Source organism: Sphingobacterium olei, assembly GCF_005048855.1.
GTDB lineage: Bacteria > Bacteroidota > Bacteroidia > Sphingobacteriales > Sphingobacteriaceae > Sphingobacterium > Sphingobacterium olei.
This window is the reverse complement of record NZ_SUME01000002.1, coordinates 293,538-310,814: the sequence shown is the minus strand read 5'-3', so window position 1 is coordinate 310,814 and position 17,277 is coordinate 293,538. Positions and strand designations below refer to the sequence as shown.

General features: G+C 48.6%; 11 protein-coding genes. 9 read left to right on the top strand and 2 right to left on the bottom strand.

Annotated features, from left to right (window positions below; translation table 11 throughout):
• Positions 1–11 precede the first annotated feature (11 nt).
• From FAZ15_RS05695 to FAZ15_RS05680, 4 genes are all read left to right on the top strand, one after another.
• Entirely contained in the window at positions 12–1,922 is a 1,911-nt protein-coding gene (locus FAZ15_RS05695; protein ID WP_136900350.1) for a RagB/SusD family nutrient uptake outer membrane protein, read from the top strand.
• Positions 1,923–1,977: 55 nt separating this feature from the next.
• The gene (locus FAZ15_RS05690) at positions 1,978–3,198 is read left to right on the top strand and encodes a DUF5000 domain-containing lipoprotein (protein ID WP_136900349.1); all 1,221 of its coding nucleotides are present in this window, start codon (positions 1,978–1,980) and stop codon (positions 3,196–3,198) included.
• A 43-nt stretch (positions 3,199–3,241) separates the two neighbouring features.
• Positions 3,242–4,459 (top strand): DUF4998 domain-containing protein, encoded by a 1,218-nt coding sequence (locus FAZ15_RS05685; RefSeq protein ID WP_136900348.1) that lies wholly within the window; start codon positions 3,242–3,244, stop codon positions 4,457–4,459.
• A gap of 274 nt (positions 4,460–4,733) precedes the next feature.
• A complete protein-coding gene (locus FAZ15_RS05680; protein WP_136900347.1) occupies positions 4,734–5,453 on the top strand; it encodes a 3-ketoacyl-ACP reductase in 720 nt (239 codons plus the stop codon).
• A 69-nt stretch (positions 5,454–5,522) separates the two neighbouring features.
• On the opposite strand, the gene FAZ15_RS05675 is transcribed toward FAZ15_RS05680, so the two are convergent.
• On the bottom strand, positions 5,523–7,298 hold the full coding sequence (locus tag FAZ15_RS05675; RefSeq protein WP_238387163.1) for an RICIN domain-containing protein: 1,776 nt from the start codon (positions 7,296–7,298) through the stop codon (positions 5,523–5,525).
• A gap of 154 nt (positions 7,299–7,452) precedes the next feature.
• On the opposite strand from FAZ15_RS05675, the gene FAZ15_RS05670 reads away from it, so the two are divergent.
• Both FAZ15_RS05670 and FAZ15_RS05665 read left to right on the top strand, forming a co-directional pair.
• Positions 7,453–7,782, top strand: a complete 330-nt coding sequence (locus FAZ15_RS05670; RefSeq protein ID WP_136900346.1) for an alpha-L-rhamnosidase C-terminal domain-containing protein — start codon at positions 7,453–7,455, stop codon at positions 7,780–7,782.
• 525 nt (positions 7,783–8,307) lie between these two features.
• Positions 8,308–8,490 carry a hypothetical protein gene (locus tag FAZ15_RS05665; protein WP_136900345.1) on the top strand — a complete coding sequence of 61 codons (183 nt, stop codon included), beginning with the start codon at positions 8,308–8,310 and terminating at the stop codon, positions 8,488–8,490.
• Between the two features lie 618 nt (positions 8,491–9,108).
• On the opposite strand, the gene FAZ15_RS05660 is transcribed toward FAZ15_RS05665, so the two are convergent.
• Entirely contained in the window at positions 9,109–9,567 is a 459-nt protein-coding gene (locus FAZ15_RS05660) for an ATP-binding protein (RefSeq protein ID WP_262709287.1), read from the bottom strand.
• Between the two features lie 543 nt (positions 9,568–10,110).
• On the opposite strand from FAZ15_RS05660, the gene FAZ15_RS05655 reads away from it, so the two are divergent.
• The 3 genes from FAZ15_RS05655 (at position 10,111) to FAZ15_RS22455 (ending at position 17,271) form a co-directional block, all read left to right on the top strand.
• Positions 10,111–12,816, top strand: a complete 2,706-nt coding sequence (locus FAZ15_RS05655; RefSeq protein WP_136900343.1) for a hypothetical protein — start codon at positions 10,111–10,113, stop codon at positions 12,814–12,816.
• A gap of 142 nt (positions 12,817–12,958) precedes the next feature.
• The gene (locus FAZ15_RS22460) at positions 12,959–13,945 is read left to right on the top strand and encodes a hypothetical protein (RefSeq protein ID WP_162304885.1); all 987 of its coding nucleotides are present in this window, start codon (positions 12,959–12,961) and stop codon (positions 13,943–13,945) included.
• An 8-nt stretch (positions 13,946–13,953) separates the two neighbouring features.
• On the top strand, positions 13,954–17,271 hold the full coding sequence (locus tag FAZ15_RS22455; RefSeq protein ID WP_317130483.1) for a DUF6443 domain-containing protein: 3,318 nt from the start codon (positions 13,954–13,956) through the stop codon (positions 17,269–17,271).
• Positions 17,272–17,277: the final 6 nt, after the last annotated feature.

The window sequence follows — 17,277 nt, the reverse complement described above, 5'->3', positions numbered from 1 at the left end:
AGAAAACGTTTATGAAAAAAATTAGAAAAATAGCACTGGCTTTCTTAACCCTACAGCTGTGTATGTCCGGGTGCAGCTACCTGGATGTTGTGCCTGATAATGTGCGGACAATCGAGCATTCGTTTGCACTGCGGATTGAAGCAAGAAGGTATCTGTACACCTGTTATTCTTACCTGCCCCAGCATGGGGAACTCACTTCGTCCAGTCCGTCTTACGCAGGGTTCGAAATGTGGCCCTTGGCATACAACGAGAGCAATACATCCCGGTTTGTGATGGGGCAACAAAATGTATCAAATCCCCTGCTGAATTATTGGGAAGGACGAGCAGGAGGAAAGGATTTGTGGCAAGGTATTCGAGATTGTAATATTTTCCTGGAAAATATTCGTAACGTGCCTGATATGCAACCCGCTGAGCGTGAAGTATGGACGGCTGAAGTCAAGTTTCTAAAAGCCTATTATCATTTCTTCCTGATGCAGCTGTACGGACCTGTCCCTTTGATCCGTGAAAATATGCCGATTGATGCCCCTGTTGCTTCCGTAAGGATCAAACGGGAGCCGGTGGATGTCTGTGTGGACTATATTGTCGGGCTTTTGGATGAAGCATTGGTTTTTCTGCCTAATCTTCCTTTGAATCAGATTGATCGGGCAAATTACGGACGGGTCACGGCCATGATGGCATTAGGATTGAAAGCCAAGTTGCTGGCGACTGCCGCCAGCCCATTGTTCAACGGCAATCCGGATTATGCCGATTACATCGATCCGGAGTTGGGGCAATTGTTTAACCAGACCTATTCAGCCGAAAAGTGGCAACGCGCCATGGAGGCTGCTAAAGCAGCAATTGACAATGCTACGAGTATCGGTATGCCGCTTTTTGTGTTCGACCCTGGGCTCCTACCACTATCCGATACGACACAATACGAGATGAATATACGGGAGGCTTTTGCCTCGCGCGACGCGAATATCCGTGGTGAGGTCATCTGGCCGAATACCAATGCGTGGGCACTCCAAAGTGCACTAACACCGAGATCATGGGATCCCAATTCGACCAGTACGGGCCCGACAGGTGCGTATGGTCCGCCATTGCAGATTGCGGAGATGTTCTATACCGATAAGGGCTTGCCAATCGATCAGGACAACACCTGGGCCTATGACAATAGGTATCAGTTCAGAACAGGAGATATCGCAAATAAGCAACATGTCCAACAAGGGTACGAAACAATAGAGCTACACTTTCATCGGGAACCACGTTTTTACGCCAATATCGGTTTCGATGGCGGGATATGGTATGGGCAAGGTGTATACACGGAAGGTAATAACTGGCATTTGCAAATCAGGGGAGGTCGGTATACGTCCGTAAGGGAAACATCTGCACACTCGCCGACTGGTTATTATCCAAAGAAACCGATCAACTATACAAATGTTATAGATGTCGCTACCTATCGCGTGAGTAGCTATTTGTTTCCAAATATGCGTTTAACCGACATTTATTTGTTATATGCTGAGGCTATCAACGAATTCGAAGGTCCGAACGGACCGAACAGCAGTGCACTGTTTAGCCATTTAAATGCTGTACGTGCCAGGGCCGGCGTGCCGACGGTGCAAGAGTCTTGGGATGGTTCTTGGTCAAGGTCACCGGGCCGGTACAATACCAAAGAAGGAATGCGTGGCATCATTCGGCAGGAGCGTCGTATTGAGCTGAACAGCGAGTCGCAGGTCTATTGGGATTTATTGCGTTGGAAGATGGCGGAAACCGTGCTCAGCCAACCTGTATTGGGATGGAACAAACGAGGCGTGACTTCCGAGGAATTTTACACGCAGACGGTGATATACCAACGTCAATTTAGGAAACGGGATTATTTTATGCCAATCCGCGAATACGAATTGTTGCGTAATGAAAACCTGTTGCAAAGTCCAGGATGGTAAGTTTTTTGAAGAAAGGAATTACTTTAGTATTCATTAAGGTATAAATAGCAATATTATGAAAATTTTGAAATTATCGATTATTTTATGTTCACTCTTTGTGTTGTTCGCGTGTGAAGAGGAGAAGCATGCTCCTCTATTCTCCGGAGGAGCACCAAGCCCCGTGTCTCAATATGACATTGAAAACCTGCCTGGCGCAGCGGCTATTCGCTTTAAGCTGGACGATCCGAATACAGCATACGTTAAGGCTGTATATACGATAGAGCATGGGTTGACAAGAACGACCAGGGTGTCTAAGTTTGACAATAAACTACTGGTGGACGGTTTTGCGCAATCAAAGGAGTACTCCATAGCTATCTATGCTGTCGGGAAAGACGAGCAAGAATCGGCACCTATCCATGTTACGATACATCCAGAGACTCCTCCTTATCAGCAGGTAGTGGCCGATATTAACGTCGAAGCTGACTGGGGAGGTGGCAAGATAACAGGTATGAATCCTACGAAAGCAGTGCTTTTGATTGGCGTGGTAAAGAAAGATCCTGCTACAGGACAATGGGTGGATGTGTTCGCCAGAACAGGTGTTAATGACGTTATGCAAGTCTTTTTTACCGAAAGCCAGGACATCAAGTTTAATTTTCGCGGGCAGGCCCCTGTCGAGACCGAATTCGGTATCTATACCCGGGACAGATGGCAGAATTTTAGCGATACGGTCAGTTTTACTTTTGAACCTTGGGAAGAAATTCAATTGCCTATCTCGCATCAAAATCCTGCGCACTTCTCCGTTGATCTAACGGGGGATGCAGTACCTACATCAACTACATATCCGAAGTCGCGGATGTTCGATGGCCTGAAAGCTACCTGGGCAGACGGATACTATTCTGTTGCCAATAATAACTGGCCGAAGACCGTTACCATCGACCTGCTCAAACCTTATCAGCTCAGCCGGTTCAAATATTGGCAAAACAATAACCTCTACTACCAATCTGCCAATGCAAAGCATATTCGGATATGGGGAAGTAATACGCCTAGTACGGATTATAGCACCTGGATCTTGTTGGGTGAATGGGATGATTGGCGACCATCGGGCTTACCGCCTACTACCTTAAACGCTGGCTTGACAGCTGAGGATTTGGAGGCTGCGCGAGCAGGTAATGATTTCGACTTCCCGTTAGAGATACCGGGCGTACGCTATATCCGTATCGAAACGGTCAGCACCTGGGAGCCTCGTACGCAGGTATATTTTCCCGAGCTGGAGTTTTGGGGAAGGCCGACAGAATAAAAAACAAAATGATAAAAGCGAAGCGTTAAGAAACTAACATGTTATGAGAAAGAATAGTATTTCATTGATTGCCGGTATTTTTTGTGCAGGGGTCTTGTTTTTGATCTCCTGTACAAAGCAGGATCACTTCTATAAGGATTTTGTCGTTGATCGAAATTATATCGGAAAGCCTGACTCGATTTGGGTTCAACCCGGAGAATACCGCGCGCTGGTGGGGTGGGTCACACCGACAGACAGCGAGGCCAAGGATATCATCATCCGCTGGAGCCAAACAGACTCGGTGGTGAAGGCCATAGACCACAATGTGGCTGAACAGTCTGTTATTATTGATAATCTGGAGGAGCGGGACTATATATTCAATGCCTATACCACCGACCGAAAGGGAAACCGTTCGTTGCTGATGGAATTGAGTATTCCGGTGTATGGTGATGTGTATAGAGCCACATTGAAAGAGCGAGAGCTGAGTCACAGCGTGTTCTTTCCCTCCGACTCTATAGCACTTGTGTGGAATGGAAAGGGGTTATTGGAGACGCTGTATGGGTCTGAAATCGAATATACAGACCATGCCGGCGTGAAGCAGAAAGTTGTTTCCGAATCCACATCTACGATCGGTGCGCTGCATGGTGTTGATCCAGATGAACCGATCACTATACGGACGACATATCGCCCGCATCCCAATGCGCTGGATTACTTCTATCTGGAGCCGGAGGTTGTGGATCTGAATGCCATAAAACGGACGAGCTTGACTTTCAGCAGTGTCAGTTATACAGATGCTATATATGTCGATTTTAAGTACGCCCGGGGATTCCTTATCGGTGATGTGCCGCGGCGGGTTGGCAAGGATATTGATATGGCCTATGCATTGGGTGCCGGGTCAAGGGGCAACTTGTTCACCATTGATGGTGATGGATTTGCGGTCTTTGCATCCGCGTGGCAGTCGCAGATTGCCCAATGGCCGATTCGGAATGTTGGCAAATTCAAGAGATTGCCTTCTAATGCAGAATCAGTTGCCCTATATGAGAGTTTGGACGAGATGGATAGGGAGCAAATGGCTGCAGCGTATAACAATTCTACTGTTGCGGAGTCAAACCGATTGTTTGGAACGATTGCCGCTAATACCATATTGAAGCCTAATGATGTTGCCCTTTTGTGGTCTGCGGACAGGGATCTGTATATAGCGATAAAGGTCACCGGCACACCACCACCTGTTTCCGGTGCTTTGGGAGACTTTTCCATAGAGTTTAAGGTTTCCAAACCTTAATGATTTAAGGTTGCAAAAGAGTCCAGTTGTCTAACGCAACTGGACTCTTTTTTCAAACTTCGGGAAACGCTGCAGAGCTTAAAATCTTTCTTTCGAGATTATACCATATTCAATAACGTGAACCCGGGATACGATGAATATTTCAGCCCTACGGGGTTTAACCTGTGTCATGAATGATTTCAGGCTCTTAATTAATGAAATTACATAATCTTAACATTCTAACAACTGGTGTTTTCTATTTTTGGACTTATCTGATATAAATTTATAAAAACATATGATAACTACATTAAAAGGGAAAAAAGCAATAGTTACCGGCGGAGGTAGAGGTCTAGGAAAAGCTGTTGCTTTGTATCTTGCCAGAGAAGGAGTACATGTTGGAATTACGGGGCGTAATGAAGAGAACTTGAAAGTCACGCTCGCCGAACTACACGATATTGGCGTTAATGCAGCCTATGCCGTATTTGATGTAACAGAGGAAGCTGCTGTTCAGCAAGGTGTCAAGAGGTTGGTCGAAAAGTTAGGAAGTGTAGATATACTGATCAATAATGCCGGGGTAGGCGATTTTGGTAAGATCGCAGATATGTCTTCTAAACAGTGGGAAGATGTTATTCGTGTAAATCTTTTTGGTGTCTATTACGTTGCAAAAGCAGTTTATCCTTTTTTGAAAGATAAAGGTGAGGGTGATATCGTGAATGTAGCTTCTACAGCAGGCTTGAAAGGAGGCGGTAACATGTCTGCCTATGCCGCATCGAAAGCAGCTGTTGTTTCCCTGTCACAGTCTATGATGGCCGAATGGCGTAAAGAAAATATCCGCGTCATTACATTGACGCCAAGTACCATTGCCTCTGATATGAGTATCCAGGGTGGACTTACAGATGGTAATCCGGAAAGCGTTTTACAACCAGAGGACTTTGCGCAATGGGTATGCGATATGCTTAAAATGAATAGGAGAGCTTTAGTGGCTAGTGCCTCTCTATTTTCAACTAATCCGTAGTTCTTGAGAAATAAAAGTAAGAGCGCACTACTTGATATTCTCAAGCAGGGTGCTCTTAACTTTTTTAAGCTATAAGTCAAACATGGCGTAGGGGATACGTACACCTTTTACCCGGTAATAATAAGGGTCGTAATTGCCGTCGCTTTCTTTAATTGCCCCATCTCCAGTGTCCACGCAGGCACCGAAGTTCATGCTGTAGGTAACCAATAGTTCATCTTTCCCATTATCAGAAGATGTATGAATCAAGGGGGTGTAAACTCTCGCATTTTGTCCTTTGTAGAACTCGGTAAATGTATGGACCAATTTCTTTGGCGTGAATGGCCCTATTGGGCTACTAGCCGTGGAAATATACATATTAATAGAAGATATCCCACAATAGAACCCCTGATCCATAGTAAGGTGTATATATTTCCCATTAAGGTAACTGACATAGTTGGTCCCCATTCCCGTATTTACGTGGGCCGTCGACACTGTACTTGCTGTCGCTACCCATGCACTTCCGTTCCAGAAAGTCCAATTCTGTGGATCATCTTGTGGGAACCGGCTAACATGGAGATATGTATTGTATCCAAAGCTCTCCGGGATGGAGCGGCTACCATACACATATACATAACCATCATTTGCCTTCACCATTCCGTTGGCAAACCGCATTAACTTTTCCGAAGCAGTCAAGCCCGCAGGTGTCGTCCGCTCGGTCTGCCAGTGGGTGGAACTAATAGGAGTCAGTTTATAAAGCGATTGGTGATCGTTTTCCGATCCCAGACCCTCGCCCTCCGTATTGTGTATATACACCACATTATCGATTTCAACTCCGGCTCCTGGCCAGCTCCAGGTTTTACCGGGGTATTTAGGAATTAAATTGCCAACCCCTCCATTGGACCGCCCGTCGGCCGTCATCATTGGAGCAGCCGGATTCCAATCGTCATTAGAAGGCTGAATAATAATCGAGTTGGTATAGGATATAAAATGGTTACCATACAAGTTGCCGTTAGGAGCCATTGAACCGTGGTGCCACGCATCTTGTGTTACCCATAGCACCCTACCGTCAGAAAGCGGAATACTGTTTCCCTGATCGAACGCAACCGAACCCGTTGTGCGTTCAAAGAAATGACATACATCATCGTCCCTGTAGCTATCTTTTGATAGTTTTACGATATCCCATTTCTGCCGATCATCATCCGCTTTCGGCTCCTGCGTAATATATACCTTATCTGGTGTACTGGTCATGGAAACATACAGCCCATTAGTTTTATTCGATATTTCATATTTTCCGGTTTGATTGATTTCCGCTATCTTCCACAGTTGTGCGTCCAAGGAAGTTGCGGGCGCTCTTTTCTGTTTCAGTTGCTCCCCAGCGGCAGCACCTGCAGTTAAGAACTTTCCACTATGGAGGTTCCTGAATTTATAATATTTTATGTCTTCTTCTGTAGCATGATAAATAATATCCCACTCCTGCCATCTTTGAAGATTTTTTCCATTGGTTATGTCAGAATTTCCGACATCTACCCCCGCATCCTCTACATATTTTTCATTGAAGTTGTTATCGCCCGCTATCTGCATTACCCTGCCGTTTAGTATGCTTGAAATGCTATACGTGTCGTATTCGCTGATTTCAGAATCATAGACGGCAAATTCCACTTTCCATTCCCTGCGTTGCCCCGATGCCGAAGTGACCGTATAGGTTACGGTTTTATTTGCCGAAACGTCGATTATTTCACCAGATGCAGGTCGGATTGTGGCATCGTCCGAAATTTCAATAATCGGTTTTAGCGCGCCCAGGTTGGCATCGGATGTTACTTTCACCAAGACCTGATCCAAGTCTTTCAATAAGGAATTTATCTCCATATTGGCGTGCATAGCAAGGCAAGAAGATAATAAACAGATAATGGTTAATAAAATTCTTGTAACTGTCAACACGCGTATCTATAATTTTGGTCCTTTACCCACAAACCTACGAAATATACTTTTATTCATCCGTTCTTTCCCATAATTTGATCTCCTGGTTTATCAAGCATTAGGCGGTATAAGCGTCGATGAAAAAAAGCCCGGTTATCGGCACGTACGCATCTCGCCACAGATACCGAAAGGCATAACCTGGGTAAAATCGACTATAGATAGCCCTTACGGCCCCGTCGGCGTTGACTGGACATTGGAACAAGATAAGCTCCGGATGCAAGTTGCGATACCAGTTGGCAGTAGCGCGACCGTTGTTGCGCCAGACAATATGCAACTTTCAAAAGTTAATGGCAAAGTACGTCACGGCCAATCCATTAAAATGGAAAATGGCATACACCATATCGAAATGACCTTGCATTCGGTAAATCATTAGCCGCATGAAGATTACTATCTGGCAAGACCGGACGTTCTATCCACGGCATGGCTACAGAAGTTGGTACATCTCGGGGCAATCAGGTCTACAAGACTGTCATTTTTGATGCATCAAGTGTAATGTAGGTAGACACAAGTATGCGTTGGGATGCTACAAGTTTGCATCTTGACGGATCAAGTTTCAAACTTGATGGACAAAGTTTGAAACTTGTAGCGATATCTTTGTGTCAAGGCGCATCAAGTTTGTATGTTGCTGCAGTAAGTTTCTTGCCGGTTAACGCCTATTAGAAACTTGATGCATCATGTTTAAATGTTGGCTTAGCCTGCCGTAAACTTGATGCGACATCTTTTAATCTTGATGGACAAAGTTTGAAACTTGGTGTATAAAGTTCTTTGCTTGGTGCATCAAGATTGACGCCAGATTAGTCATACCCCTCTCCATCCGAAGCTTCTTTCCAACTTTTTACGGTGTAGTTTGTACGGGATTGGGAAGTGTCTCCACCATAGATTAGTGGAATATGCGGATATGGAAGTCCTTCTACACATCTACAATCCCGCTATGCAGAAATGGAAAGCCCAACCGCTTGCCATTGGCATTACATCAGCCTTCTCGATTTCACTCTTAACGAATGGTGACAAACTGTATATTGCTAAAGCGCTAATGAACGCGGCTACGGTGGAGTATCACGAAGTGGCTGTTTCTTATTGAAGGTGAAGGCTCGACTTCTAGATAGGATGATTTAGAAAATGCAATCTAAATCGAAGGATAGCTTCCGACAAGAGGTATACGGGACGGGCTTACAGATCTTATTTAAAATTAATCCATAAATTTTAAATAAGGTTTTTTTATTTAAATTAGCTTGCTAAATTTTAAATAGCTGTATATCCTATTTAAAATGAGAGCAGTACACGAAGTCATCATTTACTCAATATATTAGATCATTTGTATCAGCGTCCGATCATTAACGCACAACAGGTAGTAGAATTTACAGGTGTATCAATGCCAACCGCCTACAAAATTATTGATGAAATGGAGCAATATGATATATTAAAAGAAATGACTGGCGGTAAAAGAGGATGCGTGTCGCGAAGTTGGCCTCGTTCGTCGAGCACTATGTGGATAAAGGAGTCTATTTATTAAGGTTTCTGATCCTATTTTAACGATAAGTTCAAACTTCATCCATTTGAAGCTCGAATACTCAACTTTTTGAGCCTCAAATTGCCCGATATTGAGCTTATTATTTGCTCCATTACAAAGATTCACATCCGCAGGGGCTGGTTTCCAAATTATCCTTCTCGCTATTTAGCTTCTCGCTGCATTACTATTTCAGGACTTAACGTTCCAGTAACCTCTTTTCCCGCCTTCCCTTTCGATCATTTTCTTCACCCTAAGCGTATCAATGTGCTTCTGTACAGCAGACTCATTTATCCCCACTTTAGATGCCAGTTGACTACGGGAAATAGCCGGATTTTCTTTTATCAGTTCCAATACTTGTTGCTGCCTTTTGGTAAGGAATATTTTATTCACTTGACCACCTATTTGACCACCCATAAATTTAGGAAATGTCATGCGAATAAAGTTGGGAAAGAACCTAAAACAACTTTTGTCATAAGATTTCAAAATACGCGGTACCCCGGATCCCAGCGGCTCTACCAGTTCTAAATCCCGGTATATGCGCATGAGTTCTTTATTGCGAGGGGCTGATATCCCTTCGAAGAATTCTTTTTCGCTAAATCCGTCAGGTAAAGAACCTGCCGAAGTGATTTCAATCCGGTCATCAAAGATTTCAAATTTCGGCGGGATTTCTTTTGTGTAGTCATTATGTACGAAAGCGTATTTTAATGGTTTAGGCTTTTTTATAGATAAATTGGAGCGATATCATCTATATTCAAGAGGTTTAGATGCGATAGATAGCTGAAATTGTGATAATTAAGACTAAAATTCTTGTTTTTTATTTTTATTTCATATATTAGAAGTATCGAACTTATTATTATTGCTATTTACTCTCGGGTAGTGCTGTTTGTCCTTATTGTGTAGGTTGAATCCCTCTTATTTTCCGTTTCTTTTTTTACGTTAGTTGTAATAGACTATTTTTTTTATGAAAAACTACCGGTGATAGATGCGCTGTAAGCCTGTTGCCGTAGGTTTTCATAAAGGAAGTAGTGTCTTTTATCGATATTAACTTAAAAATTACTTAAATATGAAGCAGCACGATTGTTTTACTTCCATGACCGGCATATCCTTTCAATGCCGGGGACATCAAATCACGACACTGGAGCGTTATTTTTCCTATAATGACAAGAACATAAAGCCAAATAGCCATTCGAAATGAAAAAATATATTCTGCACACATTATTGGTACTTGCTGTCTGTACGAAGCTGCTTATCGCACAACCGAATAACATTGTTCCCGTATCGCCTGAGGCGGCCGCACTGACAAAGATGGTAAACTATCCTATCAACCTGAACACCGGGCTCCCCGATATCAGCATCCCGTTCTACGAGATCAACGTAGGCGGATTAAAGCTACCTATCGCGCTGGAGTACCATGCCGGGGGCTTTAAGATCAACGAGCAGTCGACGCGTTCGGGCATGGGCTGGTCGCTGAGTTCGGATCTGCAGATCGCCCGGACGGTCAACGGGCTGGACGATTTTTTTTCAGGTGGCCATAGCGGCTATATCAACAATTCCCTGATAAGGGCCTTCTATCCCAACCCCACCAATTGCCCGGGCTGCGACTTTCCGTTCAGTAACCAATACCATATGTACCAGCTGGCCTCGGGCTGGAACGATGGCGCTCCGGACCGGTTCAGCTACAAGCTATTGGGCAAGTCGGGCTCGTTCTATTTCCAGAAGAACGACACCGGGACGGGCTACACGATTGTCCCGGTACCGTTCGACAACATCAAGATCCAGTATAATGACGGGGCCTTCATTATCACGGACACGGACGGGACGATTTATTACTTTGGCGATCCCGGTCCGGGCGAGCCCTTGACCAAGGGCATCGAGATGTCCGACGTAGATGAGCCTCACGGAGGGGGTGGCGTGCGTTCGGCCTGGAAATGCCGACGTATCGTCAGCAGCAACGGTACCGATGAGGTCACATTCAGCTACACCGCCAAGACCGTGGCGCGGTACCGGACCTACCACGACCTGATCGAGTACTATTACAACGATGACCCCTGTAGCCTGGAGCCGGGCAACCACTTTACCTCCGGCACCTCTCCCATGAACAACCCGCTCTGGAACTATCAGGACCTGACGGCCAATATCCCTTTCTACAAGATATCTTCGCCCAAGTACATGGTATCCCCTGCGGGTGCCAGCAAGGCCTACTTCCACGTGCCACATCTGAACAGCGGAGACGAGGTGGTTGACAGGATCTATGAAAAGAACGAGGGCACCGGCGTGCAGGGCACGAACGTGGCCGGGCTGTCGGTCAGTGATATCAGCTTCCGTGGCGGCAAGGTGCAGTTCAGTGGCGGGGACAAGCTGAACTATATCCGGGTGCTGGACCAGAACAATACCGAGGTGAAGTCGCTGCATCTTTTCCATTCGTACACCGCTCCATATTATGTCGAGGCGGCCAAGTTCTACAACGGTACGAACTTCCAGGGCACGATGTACCTGGACTCGCTGCACGTACGAAACGGCACGGATACCTACGAACGGTACGCACTCTACTATACGAATAAGTTCTGTTACGGCAACCACCTGAAAGGGCACGATGCCTGGGGCTACCCGAACGCATCTACCGAGGACATAGACTATGTCAATGTCGACGAAAACGTGCCTGTGTCGCTCCCGACCATAAGCTTCGAACTGGCCAGGTTTTACCGCGATATATATGGCTGGTGCAACAATTTTGCAGTCAATATCCCCTTCAAGATCGGGGATGACGACTGGGCGGAGGCCCCGGACGAGAATGCCATGAAGCGGGGCGTGCTGCGCCGGATCGTGTACCCCACCGGCGGGATCACGGATTTCGACTTTGAGGCCAACAGGTACACCGAGGAGTTCCGCCGTGTGGATCCCATTCCTAGCTACGGCATCCACAGCTTCCTGCCCCAGCTGTCCGGCGGGCTCCGTATCCGGGCCATCAACCACTACGATGCTGACGGGACACATCAGGGACAGCGGTACTACCGCTACGGTATGTACGAGGAGGGCACCGGCCTGCTGATGCACCGGCCGGTCAGGGAGACGCAGAACGGCAGGTTCCACTACAGCGCTACAAGCTACGAACAGAAGGTAGCCTATCTGCAGGGGTCTATGATACCTCCCTTTCCTTGCGAGACCGCGGAATGCCTGGCAGTGCTGGCGACAGAGACCAAGACCACCTACCGGCCGGCGTCCGCACTTAGCTACAACTACTCCGATGGGGCGCCCATCTACTACCAGAAGGTGACCGAGTACCGGCAGGACCAGGAGCAGACCGGCAGGACCGTGCACGAGTACTTCCCACCCGATCATTTTTACGACCCCCTCGATGTGCCGATGTACGCGTCTGCCCGCATACCGGAGACGAATATACCGTATATTCGGACGGGCGGGCTGATGGGCCTGCAGAAGTCGGTCACGGCCTATAGGGGGCGGGGGCAGGGCGTCCCGGGGTACGAACGTGTTTCCAAAACGGAATACGAATACCAGCGTTACCTGCGGCCGGAGCAGATCCGTGTGGTCTATAGCTTCACGCGCGTACTTTACGTGATAGCAGAAGGGTACTATACGGGCACGATGGAGAACATCTACAGTGCCTGGTTCGACCCGTCCCCAAACTATGTGTACGGACAGTACGGGATCGCCTCGGCAAGGGTACTTGCCCAACAAGGTAACCGAGACGGTGTACGAGGGAGTGGACAGCCTGCGGACGGTCAGCCAGTACAGTTATGCCAGCTTGCCCTATCTGCAGCCCACGAGCATCAGCACCACGGACAGCAAGGGCCAGACAACCCTGAAGACAATCAAATATGCCTATCATTTTACTGGCACACCGGTGTATGCCGACATGGTCGCGGCCAACAGGATTAGCCAGCCCGTAGAGGAGATCGAGTCGAGGAGTGGCGAGGTATCCCGAACAAAGACCAACTATGCCACTTTCCCTGTGGGAGCGGGACTGATCGCGCCGTCCTCGGTACAGCGTTCGGTAGGGGGGGCGCCGCTACGCACGGAGATGACTTTTCACGCATACGACCAGTACGGTAACGTGCTGCAACAGACGGGTCTCGACGGTAAGCCTGTTTCGTACCTATGGGGATACCGGCACTGCTATCCGGTAGCGGTGCTCGAAGGCGTGCAGTACAGCGAGGTCCCCGCGTCGTACAAGAACAACAGTGCCGTTGTCAACCCTGCTGGCGACGCGCCCCTGCAGACGCTGCTGGAGGGGCTTCGCACGGCCCTGCCCTCAGACCGTACGGTTACGACCTACACCTATAAGCCACAGGTGGGGATGAGCCGGCAGGCGGACGCCAATGGGCTGACGACTTATTATGAGTACGATGGCATCGGCAGGCTCCATCTGCAAAAGGACAGCGACGGCAAGCTGGCGCACCGCTACGAGTACCGGATGAAAGGGCCCGCGCAGCCCTGGGCAAGCACCATGCTCTACGCCAATATCCCCCTCATGCGCTCGTACACCCGCGAGATCTCACCTGGCGTACGGCAGTTCTACAATAGGTCCGTTCCCGGTGGGAAGTATATAACGACCTACGGCCAGGCGACTGCGGAAATGGCCGCAAGGGAGGAAGGGAATTGGTACGAACCTGTACTTCACCCACCGGAAGTTCCGCCGGTGCCGACATCGGGCATGGCCGCGGTAAGGCTGTACCAGTACCTTGGCTTCAGTACAGGCTTTGGCGATCCAGATCTGTTGTCCATAGATTTTATCCAGGACGGATCCATCGTGGCCAGCCAGCGTTTCAGCTCGTCATCCTTGCATCCGGACTATGCCACGATATACCTTCCGCCGGGAGAATACCGGGTCAGCATGCGCACCAATGCTGACGTGAACTACCAGGGCGGGTGTCCGCACTTCATCTTTTACGGTGGCCAGCCCCCGTACCAGTACGGTAGCAATGATTTCGTGAAGACGGGCACTTCTTTTGTGCTGCAGGCGGGGGAGACCTACGACGGCGAAGTCTTCATAAAGTTTGCCTATTGAACCCTGTCATGACCAAGAAAATGAAAAGACACCTGACAACAATCCTGATCCTCCTGTGCTGCACCGCAGCACAGGAGATCCTTGCCCAGTCGCCGAGCAGCGGGCAGAACCATATCGTGCAGAGCACCCCCCGCCGGGCCTATGGCTCGGTTGCCGAGTTACAGGGCAAGCCGGTAGACTCGGTGAACCGCAGGGTGCAGTACTTCGACGGCCTGGGCCGGCCGTTGCAGACGGTAGACTGGCAGGCCAGCCCTGGCAAGAAGGACATCGTTCAGCATACCGAATACGACCAGTTTGGCCGGGAAATCAAAAAATACCTGCCCTATGCCGAGCAGACGGGCAGCGACGGGAGCTACAAGCCCGGGGCCAAGGCCAGCCAGCTGGACTACTACAAGCCGACTGGATGGGACAGCCACGTAAAGAAGACCGCCCACCCCTACGCGGTGTCGGTGTTCGACCGGAGCCCGCAGGACCGTGTGCTTGAGCAGGGATCTCCGGGAGAGGTCTGGCAGCCGATTGCCAGCCGTGGCACGGCCACGGCTACGGGACGTACCGTGGTTACCGGATACGGGCTGAACACGGCGAACGATGTTCGTCTGTGGGACGTGGTTGCCGGAGGGGCTACAGGTACGGGCTTTTACCCGGCGGGCCGATTGTACAGGACCACGGTAAAGGATGAGAACTGGGTAGCAGCCATTGGTAACGGCGGCACGGTAGACGAGTACAAGGACACCGACGGACGCGTGGTACTGAAACGTATATGGGAGACGGGCAGCAAGGCGCTAAATACCTACTACGTGTACGACAACCTCGGAAACCTGCGCTACGTGATACCCCCCGGCTACACGGCTACGACCGTGACGGACAACAGTGGCGACTTCAACGAACTGCTGTACGCCTACCGGTATGACAACAGGGGGAGGTTGGTGGAAAAGAAGGTGCCGGGCAAGGGCTGGGAGTGGACGGTGTACAACCAAGGCGACCTGCCCGTGCTGACGCAGGATGCCATCTATCGCGCACAGGGAAAGTGGGTCTACACCAAGTATGACATGTACGGCCGGGTAACCGAGACGGGTATCCATACATCCAGTTATGCAAACCAGACCGCAGCACAAGTGGCCGCTACGGCTTTCTTTGACCTGCATGGCGTGCGCTGGGAAAGCCGGCTGGATTCGCTGTACAGCAACCATACCTTCCCGAACACGAACCTACAGCCCCTGGTCGTGAACTACTACGATAACTACCTGTTTGCCGGCAGCTACCTGCTTCCTGAGAAATCGATTATAAAGAGTACCAAGACAAAAGGGCTGCAGACGGGTACAAAAGTTTACAAAGATGACGGTAGCCTGCCGTTGCTAACGGTCAGTTATTACGACGACAAGGCACGGGTTATCCAGACGGGAAGCCAGAACCACTTGGGCGGTACGGATTATATCACCAACACGTACAATTTCCCTGGCGAACTGCTGACCAGCAAGCGAGAGCATAAGGCCTCAGCTTCGGGAGCGGTGACAACAGTACTGACAACCAATAGCTACGACCATGGCGGCAGGCTGCTTACAACGAAACACAAAATCAACAGCCAGGCCGAAGTGACGCTGTCAAAAAACGAATACAACGAGATTGGGCAGCTAAAGAGCAAAAAGCTGCACAGTGAAAACGGAACAAGCTTTATCAGCAGCATTGGCTATGCGTACAACGAGCGGGGGTGGGCGACCAGGATCGGCTCGGCGCAGTTTACCGAGGAACTGAAATACGAACTTCCCGGAATTGGCGGTACGGCCCAGTACAACGGTAATATCTCGCAGCAGCTCTGGGGGCATGGAGCGACCACCGGCAGTACGTTCAGCTATAGCTACGACAGGCTCAACCGCTTAACGAACGGTACGAGTACCGGCACGGTCATGAGCGAGGTGCTTACCTATGACGATATGGGCAATATCAAGACTCTGAAGCGTGATAATGGCACGACGGTGACCTACAGCTACAGCAACAGCCAGAAGAGCAATCGTTTGGCCAGCCTGTCGGGCGGACTCACGGGAAGCTACACGTACGACCTGAACGGCAATGCGACCAGCGAGCGAACCGGTATGGCCTTTACCTATAACCATCTTAACCTGCCAAAGACAGCGACCAAGACGGGTACAAGTGTGGCTTACCTTTACGACGCACTGGGCGTGAAACTGCGGAAAACCGCTACGGTAAGCAGTACGACGACACAGCGCGATTACATAGGTGGTATCGAATACAGCAAGGTGGGCAGTGGCTCAAGTGCCATTGAGATGATCCATACCGGGGAAGGTTACCTGCAGAATGCCGCAGGTATCTATACCTACCACTACAATCTGCCCGATCATCTGGGCAATGTGCGTGCCGTGCTTCAGCGCACGACGGCCACTACAGGTACAGTGGTACAGAAACAGGACTTTTACCCGTTTGGAAAGACAAAGGCTATACTGACCGGTGGAATAAATCGTTATCTTTACAACGGCAAGGAGGCACAGCCTGAACTGGGAAACCAGCTCGACTATGGAGCGCGCTTTTACGATGCGGAGATAGGAAGGTGGAATGTAATAGATCCACTTGCGGAGAAGATGCGCAGGCATAGTCCGTATAATTATGCATTTAACAACCCGATCAGGTTTATCGATCCGGATGGGATGGCTCCCGAAGGGGTGGAATCATTGCTAATGTGGGCCCGGATGTCTGCAGCCATGGAAGCAGGCAGTGAACGGCTTGAGGACATGATGTATGGAGAAGAGGATCAAGAAGATCCTCCAAAGAAAAAGCTATCCGCAGAAGAAATTGCTAAACTTAATCAAGAATCTATTGATTGGCAATATGATGTTTTGACCAAGTTTAATAAAGGTTTACTGGCGGTTAGGACTTTATTCTCTGGATTCGGTGGAGAAAAATCTTTGAAGGCGGTAAAAGGCCTAAAGGGAGGATGGCTTCCTAACAATTGGGGCACAGGTAGTTTAATTATTGAAGCGGGAGGAAATTTCTCGGCAAGCGAGATTGCTGCTGCAAATTATATGAAGAGTCAAGGTTATCGAGTTTTTTTGAGAAAGCCTGTTGGTACTAGAGCGGGAGGACAAACATCCGATTTAGTCGTGAATGGAGTAAACTATGATGTTTATACACCAGTAACGAATAGTGTAAACGCGATCGTCTCTGCCGTAGCAAGAAAGAATTCTCAAACCGTGGGTGTTATTATAGACCTTTCCAAAACAAATGTTACTGGAACACAATTAAATAATATTTTGCAGAGAGTGCAGGGGGCGGGAGCAACTAATATTAAAAATATCATAACAATTCCAAAATAATTTTAC